General features: G+C 72.9%; 11 protein-coding genes and 1 pseudogene. 6 read left to right on the forward strand and 6 right to left on the reverse strand.

Features of this window, described 5'->3' with window-relative positions; all coding sequences use genetic code 11:
• Positions 1-117: 117 nt before the first annotated feature.
• Complete coding sequence (locus tag IEY56_RS04830; RefSeq protein WP_189035772.1) at positions 118-930, forward strand: hypothetical protein; 813 nt, start codon at positions 118-120, stop codon at positions 928-930.
• 42 nt (positions 931-972) lie between these two features.
• Here IEY56_RS04830 and IEY56_RS04835 read toward each other — a convergent pair whose 3' ends face one another.
• Entirely contained in the window at positions 973-1,731 is a 759-nt protein-coding gene (locus IEY56_RS04835; protein ID WP_189035773.1) for a DeoR/GlpR family DNA-binding transcription regulator, read from the reverse strand.
• A gap of 72 nt (positions 1,732-1,803) precedes the next feature.
• Here IEY56_RS04835 and IEY56_RS04840 point away from each other — a divergent pair, with 72 nt between their 5' ends.
• A complete protein-coding gene (locus IEY56_RS04840) occupies positions 1,804-3,042 on the forward strand; it encodes an MFS transporter (protein WP_189035774.1) in 1,239 nt (412 codons plus the stop codon).
• 44 nt (positions 3,043-3,086) lie between these two features.
• Here IEY56_RS04840 and IEY56_RS04845 read toward each other — a convergent pair whose 3' ends face one another.
• The gene (locus tag IEY56_RS04845) at positions 3,087-4,778 is read right to left on the reverse strand and encodes an AMP-binding protein (protein WP_189035775.1); all 1,692 of its coding nucleotides are present in this window, start codon (positions 4,776-4,778) and stop codon (positions 3,087-3,089) included.
• A 197-nt stretch (positions 4,779-4,975) separates the two neighbouring features.
• On the opposite strand from IEY56_RS04845, the gene IEY56_RS04850 reads away from it, so the two are divergent.
• On the forward strand, positions 4,976-6,436 hold the full coding sequence (locus IEY56_RS04850; RefSeq protein ID WP_189035776.1) for an MFS transporter: 1,461 nt from the start codon (positions 4,976-4,978) through the stop codon (positions 6,434-6,436).
• A 66-nt stretch (positions 6,437-6,502) separates the two neighbouring features.
• Here IEY56_RS04850 and IEY56_RS04855 read toward each other — a convergent pair.
• Positions 6,503-6,649, reverse strand: a pseudogene (locus IEY56_RS04855) (RNA polymerase subunit sigma-24); the annotation flags it as partial.
• Between the two features lie 223 nt (positions 6,650-6,872).
• Here IEY56_RS04855 and IEY56_RS04860 point away from each other — a divergent pair.
• Complete coding sequence (locus IEY56_RS04860; protein WP_189035777.1) at positions 6,873-7,451, forward strand: RNA 2'-phosphotransferase; 579 nt, start codon at positions 6,873-6,875, stop codon at positions 7,449-7,451.
• A gap of 171 nt (positions 7,452-7,622) precedes the next feature.
• Here the strand turns inward: IEY56_RS04860 and IEY56_RS04865 are convergent, their stop codons facing one another.
• The gene (locus IEY56_RS04865) at positions 7,623-8,036 is read right to left on the reverse strand and encodes a YciI family protein (protein ID WP_189035778.1); all 414 of its coding nucleotides are present in this window, start codon (positions 8,034-8,036) and stop codon (positions 7,623-7,625) included.
• Positions 8,037-8,298: 262 nt separating this feature from the next.
• Between IEY56_RS04865 and IEY56_RS04870 the strand changes: the two genes are divergently transcribed.
• Both IEY56_RS04870 and IEY56_RS04875 read left to right on the forward strand, forming a co-directional pair.
• Positions 8,299-9,381: an endonuclease/exonuclease/phosphatase family protein gene (locus IEY56_RS04870; protein WP_189035779.1), complete on the forward strand. Its 1,083-nt coding sequence runs from the start codon at positions 8,299-8,301 to the stop codon at positions 9,379-9,381.
• Between the two features lie 72 nt (positions 9,382-9,453).
• Complete coding sequence (locus IEY56_RS04875; RefSeq protein WP_229711600.1) at positions 9,454-9,939, forward strand: nuclear transport factor 2 family protein; 486 nt, start codon at positions 9,454-9,456, stop codon at positions 9,937-9,939.
• Positions 9,940-10,024: 85 nt separating this feature from the next.
• Here IEY56_RS04875 and IEY56_RS04880 read toward each other — a convergent pair whose 3' ends face one another.
• The gene (locus IEY56_RS04880; RefSeq protein ID WP_189035780.1) at positions 10,025-11,206 is read right to left on the reverse strand and encodes an XdhC family protein; all 1,182 of its coding nucleotides are present in this window, start codon (positions 11,204-11,206) and stop codon (positions 10,025-10,027) included.
• A gap of 124 nt (positions 11,207-11,330) precedes the next feature.
• Entirely contained in the window at positions 11,331-12,830 is a 1,500-nt protein-coding gene (locus tag IEY56_RS04885) for an NCS2 family permease (RefSeq protein WP_189035781.1), read from the reverse strand.
• Positions 12,831-12,986 lie beyond the last annotated feature (156 nt).

A 12,986-nucleotide genomic window follows, 5' to 3' on the forward strand; every position in this document is an offset into this window, starting at 1 on the left:
CCGCCCCCCTCTTCGGAAATCACGCACTTTCAGGGACGATATGAACTGCGCCGCGCCGCCCCCGGCGGCGCGGCGAGGACCGACTCGTCTCCCCGACCCTCCGCTGGAGCCGAAGAGATGGCAGAAAGCGTGCCCGTGTGCTGCCCGGAGTGCCGCCGCGAGCACACCTACACTCCGCCGGTCTACCACTGCGACTGCGGCGCGCCCGTCGTACTGCCGCTGCGGCGGGACGTCCCTCCCGCGCAGGTGCACCACCGCACCTGGGACGACTCCTGGGTCGAGGTGGGGTGTTCAGCGTGCGGCACGTCCGTCCAGTGGCCGCAGCCTGAACTGGGCTGCGGCTGCGGGACGTTGCTGCGGCTGCCGGTGGCCGCGCACGCGGATCACAGCGGTGCCGGTGCGCTCGGACCCGCCGCACCCGACGCCTCTGACACCCCGGACGCCTCCCGCGTACCGCCCGCGTCCACCTCCGGGGCGGCGGGCCGCACCTCGGAGGCCACCGCGACCGGAGCCCTGGAGGAGTGCGCCGGCAAGCGGACCTCCAGGACGCGGCCCAGCTTCCAGCCCGTCACCATCCGCACCGCACAGGATGCCCGTACGGCGGCCGCTCAGTACCTGCGGTGGCTCGGCTTCGACGCCGTACGGGTCACGGAGAAGCGCGCCGCCTCAGGGGTGGACCTGCGCGGCGGCGGCATCGTGGCGCACGTCGACCCCTCGACCGATCCGACGGGCTTCGGCGACGTCGAGACGCTCTGGCTCAACGGGCTCAACGAGGAGGCGGGCACGGCCTGTTTCTCCCTCGCCGGCTACACGCGGGAGGCCCGGATGCGCGCGGACTCCCTCGGCGTCGCCCTCTTCGTCCTCGACCTGACGGGCATGCCCCAGGCCGTCAACGACCCGGCGGACGACCTCATCCGCTCGGTGTGCTGAGGCCCGGACGCCCGAGCGGCCGGCGGCCGCGCCCGCCCGCGTTCACACCCTCCGGACGACTGCTCCCGCCGCCGCCAGCGCGGCGGTCCCCTCCTCGGGGGCGGCCGCGTCGGTGACGACGGCGTGCAGGGCGGAGGCCGGCGCGACGAGGGCCAGAGCCGTGCGGGAGAACTTGGCGGCCTCGGCCACGGCGACGACCCTGCGGGCCGAGGCGATCGCGGCGCGCTTGACCTCCGCGTCGGCCAGGTCGTAGGCCGTCAGACCGTCGGCGGCGGTCAGTCCGCAGCAGCCGACGACGGCGGTGTCGAAGCGCAGCGACGCGAGAGAGGCCGTGGCCAGCGGGCCGGTCAGAGCCAGTTCGCCCGGACGCGGCAGGCCTCCCGGCACCAGCAGCGTCACCCGGGCGGCGCCGGCGAGCGCGTTGACGGCGTGCAGGGACAGTGGCATCACGGTGACGCGGCGGTCGCGCAGGACGCGGGCCACCTCCAGGCAGGTGGTGCCGCTGTCGAGCACGACGGACTCGCCGTCGGCGATGAGGCGGGAGACCTCCTCGGCGATGCGCCGCTTCGCCTCCCCGCCTTCGGCGGCCCGCAGCGCGAACGGCGGCTCCTGGCCGCGCAGCAGCAGAGAGCGGGCCCCGCCGCGGAAGCGCTCCAGGACCCCCTGCCCGGCCAGCACCTCGAGGTCGCGGCGGACGGTCATCTCCGACGCCCCTGTCAGCTCGGCCAGTTCGGCCACTCCCACGCTGCCCGCGGCCCGTACGGCGTCCGCGATCCGCTTCAGCCGGTCTGTGCTCACCATGACCCGTAGTGAACAACAGCCTTGTTCGGAACGCCAGTTACGCACAGAGATTCTGTTATGTATGTTCGCTGCATGGCACGTTCGCTTCGTCTCGCCCGCTGGGCCACCTTCCTCTACTTCGGGCTGAACGGCTTCGTCATGGGGATGTGGGTGGTCCACATCCCGGTGATCGAGAACCGGGTGGGCGTCAGTCACGCCGGACTCGGCTGGCTGCTGCTGCTCCTCGGCGCGGGAGCCTTCGCCGGCATGCAGCTCGCCGGGCCCCTCACCGACCGGCTCGGCCTGCGTATCGCCGTGCCCGCCGGGGCGGTCCTGTGCAGCGCGTCGCTCGCCCTGCCCGGCCTCGCGACCGGAGCCGCCGCCCTGGGCGGCGCACTGGTGGTCTTCGGGTTCGGCAACGGCTGCCTGGACGTCGCCATGAACGCGCACGCGGTCCACGTCGAACGCGCCTACCGGCGCCCCGTCATGTCGGCCTTCCACGCCGTCTTCTCGATCGGCGGCGTGCTCGCCGCCCTGGTCTGCGCACGGACGCTCAGCCGGGGCCTTCCCCCTGAGGTCACACTCGGCGTGGTGGCCGCGCTGGGGACGGCGGCGGGCCTGCTCGCTGCACCCGCACTGCTGCGGACCGCGCGTTCCGGGGGCGTCACGAAGTCCGCGGAAGGCCGGCGGCGCCGGTCCCGGACGCCCGCCCGGACGTGGGCGCTGGCCGTTCTCGCGCTGATACTGATGCTCGCCGAGGGAGTGGCCAACGACTGGTCGACGCTGCACCTCCGCGACTCCCTCGACGCACCCGCCGCCACTGCCGCCCTCGCCTACGGCGCCTTCGCCACGGCGATGACGGCGGGCAGGCTGCTGGCCGACCGGGTCGCCGGCCGCTTCGGAGCCGTCGCCGTGCTGCGCTACGGCTCGGCCGTCGCGGCGGCCGGGCTCGGCACGGCGGCGCTGTCGCCCTGGACCGCCGCCGCACTCGCCGGATGGGGCCTGTTCGGTCTCGGGCTCTCCGGATGCGTCCCCCAGCTCTTCAGCGCGGCCGGGCACGCCGAACCCGAGAACGCGGCGACCAACGTCTCCCGCGTCGCCGGCCTGGGCTACCTCGGGATGCTCGCGGGGCCCGCCCTCATCGGGGCGCTCACCCACCTCGCCCCGCTCAACCTCGTGCTGCTCCTGCCGGTGGCGCTGTGCGTAGTCGGCGCGGCCGCGGCGGGCATCCTGCACACCGGCACCGGCACCGAGGCCCCCACCGGCTCCGGCCCCGACGCTCCACGCGAACCCGCCCCGCCCGAGCGGAGCGCCGCGGGCGACCGCAGCTGACGGGGCACGGCCCGGCCCGCGACCCGCGACCCGCGACCCGCGGTTCAGCGTTCTTCGCGGTACTCCTCGCCTGGCTCTCCCGCGGCGTGCGCCCGCAGTTCGACGCGCCGGATCTTGCCGGAGATCGTCTTGGGCAGCTCCGCGAACTCGATGACCCGGACCCGCTTGTAGGGCGCGAGCGTCTCCCGTGAATGCGCGAAGAGCGTCTTCGCGGTCTCCGGCCCGGGCTCCCATCCTGAGGCGAGCACCACGTACGCCTTGGGCACCGCCAGCCGCACCGGGTCGGGCGAGGGCACCACGGCGGCCTCCGCCACGGCCTCGTGCTCCAGCAGTGCGCTCTCCAGCTCGAACGGGGAGATCTTGTAGTCGCTCGCCTTGAAGACGTCGTCGGAGCGGCCGACGTAGGTGATGTAGCCGTCCTCGTCACGGCTGCCGATGTCGCCGGTGCGGTAGTAGCCGTCCGCCATGGCCTCGGCCGTCCGCTCCTCGTCCCCCCGGTAGCCGGTCATCAGACCGACGGGACGGTGCGAGAGGTCGAGGCAGATCTCGCCCTCCTCGACGCCGGGACGGCCGGTGACGGGGTCGAGCAGCGTCACCTCGAAGCCGGGCATGGGACGTCCCATGGAGCCCGGCTTGAGCTGCTGCCCCGGGGAGTTGGCGACCTGGACCGCCGTCTCCGTCTGGCCGAAGCCGTCCCGGATGCTCGTGCCCCAGGCGCGGCGCACGTGCTCGATGACCTCGGGGTTGAGGGGTTCCCCGGCGGCCACGACCTCGCGGGGCACTGCCTGCAGCCGGCTCAGGTCGGCCTGGATCAGCATCCGCCACACGGTGGGCGGGGCGCAGAAGCTCGTGACGCCGGCGGCCTCGATCTCGGCCAGCAGCCGTTCCGCGTCGAACCGCGCGTAGTTGTAGATGAAGATCGTCGCCTCGGCGTTCCACGGGGCGAAGAAGTTGGACCACGCGTGCTTGGCCCAGCCCGGCGAGGAGATGTTGAGATGCACGTCGCCCGGCTGCAGGCCGATCCAGTACATCGTGGCCAGATGGCCGACCGGGTAGGAGAGATGCGTGTGCTCCACCAGCTTCGGCTGCGCGGTCGTCCCCGAGGTGAAGTAGAGGAGCAACGTGTCGTCGCCGCGCGTGGGGCCCTCGGGTTCGTACCCGGCGGACGCGTCGTAGGCGTCCTCGTACGCGAGCCACCCCTCCGGCAGCCCGCCGCCGCCACCGACGCCGATGCGCGTGTAGTCGCCTGCGACCGTCGCGAACTTCGGCGCGTCCTCCGCCCGTACGACCACGTGCCGGGCCTCGCCGCGCTCGATGCGGTCCGCCAGGTCGTGGGGGCCGAGCAGCGGCGTCGCGGGGATGACGACGGCGCGCAGCTTCATGCAGGCGAGCAGCGTCTCCCACAGTTCGACCTGGTTGCCCAGCATCAGGATGACGCGGTGGCCCGGTGCGACTCCCCGCGAACGCAGCCAGTTGGCGACCCGGTCGGAGCGGACGCGCATCTCGTCGAACGAGTAGCGGGCGGAGGTGCCGTCCTCCTCGACGATGTGCAGGGCGGTGCGGTCGGCCCTGTCCCGCGCGACGGCGTCGAACCAGTCGAGCGCCCAGTTGAAGTGCGCGGGACGGGGCCACTCGAACTCCGCACGGGCGCCGTCGTAGTCGGTCCGGTGCCGCAACAGGGCGTCACGGGCCGCGCGGAAGGCGTCGGTGGGGCTGGCGGACTCGGTGGCCGTCATCGTCACTCCTCGGATCCCGCGATGCGCCTGTCGCTCGACGCGCCGGCCACACCGCCGTTTCACACTGCCGGTACATACTTCCCGCTCGCTCCGCCGGACCGGCCGTCCGTCGGCGCTGCCCGTCATCCTCAGTCACCGGACGGACGTCACACCACCCCCGAGCAGCAGTCCGTGCAGTGGACAGGGATGCTGGAGGGATGTCCACCGCCTCCCCCGACGAGAAGGGCGAAGCCCGGCCGCGGCGCCTGCTGGTGCTGGCGATCTGCTGCATGAGCCTGCTGATCGTCAGTCTCGACGTCACCGCGCTCAACGTCGCGCTGCCCTCGCTGCAGCGGGACCTGAACGCGTCCGTGTCCGGCCTCCAGTGGACTCTCGACGCGTACACGCTCGTGCTCGCCTCGTTCCTGATGCTCTCCGGATCGACGGCCGACAGAGTCGGGCGGCGGCGTGTCTTCCAGACCGGGCTCGTCCTCTTCACGGCCGGGTCGATGCTGTGCGCCCTCGCACCGGGGCTGGGCTGGCTCATCGCTTTCCGCGCGCTGCAGGCGATCGGCGGCTCGATGCTCAACCCCGTCGCCATGTCGATCATCACCAACACCTTCCCGGAGCCGCGGGAGCGGGCCCGGGCCATCGGCGTGTGGGGCGGCGTCGTCGGCATCTCCATGGCAGCCGGGCCGCTGCTGGGCGGTGCGCTGGTCACGTGGGCGGGCTGGCGGTGGATCTTCTGGCTCAACATCCCCATCGGGCTGGCGGCCCTGCTGCTGACCGCGCTCTTCGTGCCGGAGTCCCGGGCGCCCCGGCCGCGCAGGCTCGACCCCGTCGGCCAGTTGCTGGTGATGGCGACGCTGGGCTCCCTGACCTTCGGCATCATCGAGGGCGGCGCGTCCGGCGCGAGCGGGCCGGGCAGCGGAGCGGCATGGACGTCGCCGCTGATCCTGGCGTGCTTCGGGGCGAGCGCCTGCTCGCTCGCGGCACTCGTGCTGTGGGAGCGACGGCGGGCGGAGCCGCTGCTGGAGCTGCGCTTCTTCCGCAGCGTCCCGTTCAGCGGCGCGACCGTCACCGCCGTCACCTCGTTCGGCGCGCTCGCCGGGTTCCTCTTCCTCAGCACCCTCCACCTCCAGAACGACCGGGGCCTGTCCGCCTTCGAGGCGGGCCTCCACCTGCTGCCCATGGCGGCGATGACGGCCGTCTTCGCGCCGCTGTCCGGGCATATCGTCGCCGTACGCGGCGCACGGGTGCCGCTGCTGCTGGCGGGGGTCTTCATGACGGCGAGCGGCGTGCTCCTCGCGGGCTTCCGCGCGGAGGACTCCGGCACGCTGCTCGTCGTCTCCTACGTGCTGTTCGGCATCGGCTTCGGGCTGGTCAACGCCCCCATCACGAACGCCGCCGTCTCGGGGATGCCGCGTTCGCGGGCGGGTCTGGCCGCCAGCATCGCCTCCACCAGCCGCCAGGTCGGATCGGCCCTGGGGGTCGCCGTCATCGGCGTCGCCGCGGCGGCCGGAGCGGACGCCGCCGGCTGGTGGATCATCACCGGCTGCGGCGCTGCTGTGGGCGTGCTGGGCTGGGTCACCACCAGCTCCTGGGCACGGGCGACGGCGGATCGCGTCGCCTCCTGCCTCCCGGACCGCGATCCCCCGCTGAGCCCGGCCGACAAGTGAACGGGCAGCGCGGGAGCGGGCGTTCGCGCCACCTGCGTTGTGTGTGCCGCCGGCCCCGCACGCCCGTCAGCCCCTCAGGCGGGCGTTGAGGCGGGCGGCCTGACGCGTCAGGTGGTCGCGCTCGGCGAGGTCGGGCGCCAGCCGGGCGGCCTCGGCGTACAGCCTCGCCGCTGTCTCCAGGTCCCCGTCGCGCTCGTGCAGGTACGCCGCCACTTCTCCTCTGTGCCAGGCGGCCATTGTGGCCGCGTTCACCTCAGGGACGGAGCCGGGCGCGGATTCTCGACATCGGCGCGGCACCTTTCTCCGGTCTTCTTCCGCCCCTCTTCACCGCCCCTCTTCACCGCTCGTCTTCCGTCCTGTGCGCGCCGCCCGCCCGAACCGCGGGATCCCCGAAACCCAGGTGCTTCCGGCCCGCCGGCACGCCACTCTTGTAGCCGTGGAAACGAAACTCACGAAGAACCGGAGCGTGAAGATCTCCAAGTTCCTCTCCCGGCATCTGCGGCACGAGCCGCACCGCATCGGCATCACCCTGGACGCACACGGACGGGTGGACGTGGAGGAGCTGATCCGGGCCGCCGGGGCCCATGGATTCACCTTCACCCGCGCCGAGTTGGAGGAGGTCGTCGCGACGAGCGACAAGCAGCGCTTCGCCGTCGAGGACGGACTCATCCGCGCCAACCAGGGGCATTCGGTCCCCGTCGACCTGGATCTGCCCGTACGCAGGCCGCCCGCCCGGCTCTACCACGGGACGGTCGGCCGCTTCCTACCCGCGATCCGCGCGGAGGGGCTGCGCGCCATGAGCCGGCACGCCGTCCACCTCTCCCCCGACCGGGAGACCGCCGCGCGCGTGGGCGCACGCCGCGGCCGTCCGGTGGTGCTCACGGTGGAGGCGGAGGCGATGTACCGGGACGGGCACTCGTTCCGGCTCAGCAGCAACGGCGTGTGGCTCGCGGACCGGGTGCCGCCCCGCTACCTGCTGGAGCCGGCGGTCACGGAGCAGCCGGACGTGCCTTAGGGCCTGTCTGACAAATCCCGCCTGGCTTGCGCCGCCTGGCACGCACGTCTGCTGCGTTGTCGGACCGACCGAGTAGCCCACTACGAGGACGGACCTCCGCCTTGCATCCGCACGCACCAGACGACGCGAGCCCCGCCCTCCGGGCGAACGGCGCCATTTGTCAGACAGCCCCTAGGCAACCGGAGGCTCGTCCCCGATCGGGCGGACGATGACGGGCGGGTTCGTGGCGCCTTCCGGGACCGGGCACTGGTGGATACGCGCCGCGATCTGCGCCGCCCGCTCGAAGTCCTTGCACTGCAGCACCCAGAACCCGGCGATGACCGGCTCCTCCACTCCGTATCCGTCCTTGGAGACGACCGGCCGCCCGTCCTCGCCGGCGGTGACGAGCCCCCCGTCCGAGGGCGCCGTCAGCCCCTGGCCGTCGACGAGTTCACCGGACGCGGCGAGGTCCTCGTTCAGCTTCTGCATGAAGCCGACCATGGCCTGAACGTCCTGCTTCGTCCACGCCGGTTCCCCCGGTGCGGACGTGCCGCCCATCGCGTCGTAGTCCGCCTGCGTCCCCTGAATGATGATCATGTACTTCATGGCCGTCCTCCCGGCTCGTCCGTCGCGCTCCCGCCGTCGGGGAGCACCGAGTACAGACGTCCGCTCAGGACGGAACTCATCGGCGGGGTGACGTGGGTGTCACCGTGAGTGCCGGTCCGGCACGGAAGGACGGGTGCCGGCGGCGGCGCTCTTGACCACCGCGCGACGAGGACCGTCAGGTCTCGTCGGGAAGTGCGCGGACGTCGCGAAGATCGGGCGCAGCCTCACCCCCGCGCGGCACCGATGGTGCAGTATCGGGAGGGTGTTGACGGGGGACCGGTACCATCGCGACAAGCGGGACGGCCGTGGCACGGTGACGGGGCATCCGCTCCAGCCCACCGAACGGACCACGCGGCCCCGCACCGAACGCAGCGCGCGCGGCCGCGGGCCGCGTCCTCCGCGCAAGCACACCTTCTCCGTCTTCGTCGGTCTCGTCCTCGCGGTGCTGAGCGTGCCGCTGGCCTACCGCGGCATGGACGACGACGGGCCCACTCCCATCGCCCAGCTCCTCGCCTTCCTGCCGTGGTTCCTGGTACCGGGCTGGCTGGGGCTGCTGTACTCGGTGCTCGCACGCCGCGGCCTGCTGGCGGTGTGGTCCATCGCCGTGCTGATGGCGACCGTGGGATTCACCCTCCCCGAGGGGCCGGACGCTCCACAGGGCGCCGCGCAGCGCACCGGCAAGGCACGGTTCCGGGTGCTGACCGCCAACATCCACCTCGGTGACGCGACCGGCGGCCTCGTGAAGACCCTGCGCAGGGAACGTCCGCAGATCGCCTCGGTCCAGGAGTGCGACGCCCGATGCGTGGCGGAGCTCAACACCCCTGCGATGCTCGACGCGTACCCGTACCGCCACATCGTCGGCGGGACGGGCGCCTCCGGCTCGGCCCTCCTGAGCGTCTATCCACTGGAGGAGCCGAGCACCCTCGAGGGCCGGCTCGGCATGCCGGGCGCGGTCGCCGACGTCTCGGGGGAACGGGTGCGGGTGCAGGTCGTCCACCCGATGCCGCCCACGCCGGAGGCGCTGCGGTCGTGGCGTGCGGAGCTCGGCAGGCTGAAAGCGTTCGGCGCTTCGCGCGGGTCGACGCCGACCATCATGGCGGGCGACTTCAACGCCTCGCAGGACCACGCCGCCTTCCGCGACATCCTGCACACCGGCATGAACGACGCCGCACGGCTGACGGGGCAGTCGCGCACCCCGACCTGGCCGGACAACAGGGCGCGGCCGATGGGCGCCCAGATCGACCACGTCCTGGTCAGCGACCCGCTGACGGCGGTCGAGGCCCGCTTCCTGGAGATGCCCGGCTCCGACCATCTGGCCGTGCTCGCGGACATCAAGCTCTTCTGACGACGGAGCACCTCGCCGCTCCGGGGTTTGCCCGGGTGGCGGCCGGGAAGAGGACCAGAGTATTAGTCAAATTTGACCAATCAGCAGATCGACCTCGCGAGGAGGGCTCCCGTGGAGGAGAACGCCGCTTACACACCGAGCGAAGAGGACCACCGCGAAGTGGAGGCGTGGTTCGCGAAGTACGACGCCCACGCCGCGAACGCGGACGTCGAAGCCATGGCGTCCATGGCGCTCTTCCCGCTGAACCTCGTGACCGACGACGCCGGGCCCGGCACCGGCTGGACCGGACAGTGGAGCCGGGAGGAGTACGTGCGCACCATGTCGGGCGTCATGGGTGAACCGGGCGGCGAGGACGTGCACTTCGAGTCCCGGCGCACCCCGCACTTCCTCTCCGCCAGCCTCGCGCTGGTCTTCACCGAGTCCACCATGACGGCCGGGGGGCAGAGCCGGCGGATGCGCTACGCGGACGTGCTCGTCAAGCAGGGCGGCGAGTGGTACTTCCAGACGATGGTCCAGGGAGGCTGGGCGGCGGCGATGAAGGGCGCCACCCCGTCCTGACCGCCCGTCCTGACCGCCCGTTCGGCACCTGCCCGGCCCCGGCGTCCCGGCGCGGCACCGCTACGACCGGCGGCGGGGCACCCCCTCAGTGGACGAGCGGCACCGTGTCCCGGTGGATCGGGGTGTGCGCGCCGGTGAGGGGGACGCCGGTGCCGCCGTGGCGGACGGCCACGATCTCGGCCGCGATGGACAGCGCCGTCTCCTCCGGCGTACGCGCGCCGAGGTCGAGCCCGATCGGCGAGTGCAGACGCGCCAGTTCGGCGTCGCCGAGTCCCGCCTCCCGGAGTTGCTCCAGGCGGGCGAGATGGGTGCGGCGGGAGCCCATGGCGCCGACGTAGGCGATGGGCAGCCGCAGCGCCCGTTCCAGCAGCGGCACGTCGAACTTGGCGTCGTGGGTGAGGACGCACACCACGGTGCGGGCGTCGAGCTGCTGGGAGTCGAGGTAGCGGTGCGGCCATTCGACGACGACCTCGTCGGCGCCGGGGAAGCGTGCGGGCGTCGCGAAGACGGGGCGGGCGTCGCAGACGGTGACCCGGTAGCCGAGGAAGGAACCGGTGGTGGCGAGCGCGCCGGCGAAGTCGATCGCCCCGAAGACCAGCATCCGCGGCGGCGGCGCGCTGGACTCGACCAGGAGCGTGGCCGGGGGGCCGCACTCCGGTTCGCCGTCGCCGCCCGCCGCGCCGCGCGCGCCTGCCCCGGGAGGGCCGCCGGTCCCGGCGCCCGTCTCGACAGTCGCGGTGCGGCCCGCCGCCAGCAGGGCGCGGGTCTCCGCGAGCGCCCCCGCGTCGAGGGCGTCCGCGCCGCCGAGACTGCCGGCGCCCTCTCCCTCGGCGGGTACGTACAGCGCACCGCCGAGCAGCTCCTGCGGCCCTCCGACGACGCGGGTGAGCGCGACGGACTCGCCGCGCGCGGCGGCCGCCAGCGCCTCCGCGTAGAGCGCCCGCCGTGCCGAGCCCCGCGGGACGGGCGTCACGAGGATGTCGATGACGCCGCCGCAGGTGAGGCCCACGGCGAAAGCGTCGTCGTCGCTGTACCCGAAGCGTTCGAGCACGGTGCGGCCGGTCTCCATCGCGTCCCGGCAGAGGTCGTAGACCGCGCCCTCCACGCATCCCCCGGAGACGCTGCCCACGGCTTCGCCGTCGCCGTCGACGGCGAGCGCCGCACCGGGGCTGCGGGGCGCGCTGCCGCTCACGGCGACGACCGTGGCGACGGCGAAGTCCCGCTCCTCCTGGCACCAGCGGTGCAGTTCAGCGGCGAGATCCAGCATCGGGGGCTCCTCGGGGGACGCTCACAGGGCGCTCCTGCGAGCCTACGTCCGGCGGCGGCACGGCCGCCGAGGGGGACCTCCCGGCGCCGGAACCGTCCCGGCGCCGGGGGCGGTGCCCGTCGCCCTATTCCACGCCCAGCCAGCCCTCGACCGGGCTGAGCGCGAAGTAGAGCAGGAAGACGCCCGCCAGTACCCACATCAACAGCCCGGGGTCGCGCCACCTTCCCTGTGCCGCCTTGATCAGCACGTAGGAGACGGTGCCCGCGGCGATGCCTGCGGTGATGGAGTAGGTGAAGGGCATCAGCACCATCGTCAGGAAGACGGGGACAGTGGTCGCCGGTTCGCTCCAGTCGACGTGCCGTGCGTTGCTCATCATCATCGCGCCGATGACGACGAGCGCAGCCGCCGCGACCTGCGTCGGGATGACCTGCGCAAGCGGCGTGAAGAACAGGCAGAGGGAGAACCCGAGCCCGGTCACGACGCTGGCCAGGCCCGTACGGGCGCCGTCGCCGACTCCCGCCGTCGACTCCACGAAGACGGTCTGGCCGGACGCCCCGGCTATGCCCCCGACGACGCCGCCCGCCCCGTCGATCGCCAGGGCCCTGTTCAGGCCGGGCATGCGTCCCTCGCTGTCGGCGAGCCCGGCCTGCTGGCCGATGCCGATGACGGTGCCGATGGCGTCGAAGAAGCCGGCCAGGACCAGGGTGAAGACGATGACGCCGACCGTGACGGCTCCGACGTCCGCGATCCCGTCGAAGGACACCTTCCCGAACAGGCCGAAGTCCGGGGTGCTCACGACGCTTCCCGAGATCTCCGGGGCGTTCCGGCCGCCCCAGTCCTTCCTGTCCAGTCCGGCGAAGCGGTGCACGAGGCCCGCAACGACGGTGCCGCCGACGATGCCGATGAGGATGGCGCCGGGCACGCGCCGTACCTGGAGGGCGAAGACCAGCAGCACGGTGACGGAGAAGCACAGCACGGGCCAGCCGGTGAGCATGTCGTGGGTGCCGAGCTGCACCGGCTTCGCCCCGGCGACGCCGCCGGGCCCGGGCATGCTCGTCACGAACCCGGCCTGCACGCAGCCGATGAGGGTGACGAACAGGCCGATGCCCATGGTGATGGCGTGCTTCATGGCCTGTGGGATGGCGTCCATGATGAGCCGCCGCAGCCCCGTCACGACGAGCACGATGATCACCGCCCCGTAGACGACGCACATGCCGAACGCGTTCGGCCACGTCATCTGGGGCGCCACCTGGAACGCCAGCACAGCGGAGACGCTCAGCCCCGCGGCCAGGGCGAGCGGGACGTTGCCGGCCACACCCATCACCAGAGTGGTCGCCGCCGCCGCGAAGGCCGTGGCGGTGGCGGTCTGGCCGGGGTCGAGGGTGGCGCCCTGCGCGTCGGGGGCGGAGAGGATCACCGGGTTGAGAAGGACGATGTAGGCCATCGCCATGAAGGTCGTGACGCCTCCGCGCACCTCGCGGGCGAGGGTCGAGCCCCGCTCCGTGATGCGGAAGTACCGGTCGGGCCAGGAGCGCCGCCGGGACGGGTCCGTGTCCGCCTCGTGCGCCCGCTGCGGGGGCTGGGACGGGGTCTGGGACGGGGACGGTGACGTGGAGTGGGTCATGTGCGCTCTCCCAAGCGTGTCGGTGCGGCCCGCGGCGCCGAGGGGCTGCGGGGCATGGGGAATGCACGACCCGGGGGACGGCCCGAGACGAGATGAGACGTGACCGGAAGGACTGGTTGTGGACGGGTGGACAGGCGGTCCCGGGGCCCCGGTTGT

This window comes from Streptomyces daqingensis (genome assembly GCF_014645895.1).
In the GTDB taxonomy this organism is placed as follows: domain Bacteria; phylum Actinomycetota; class Actinomycetes; order Streptomycetales; family Streptomycetaceae; genus Streptomyces; species Streptomyces daqingensis.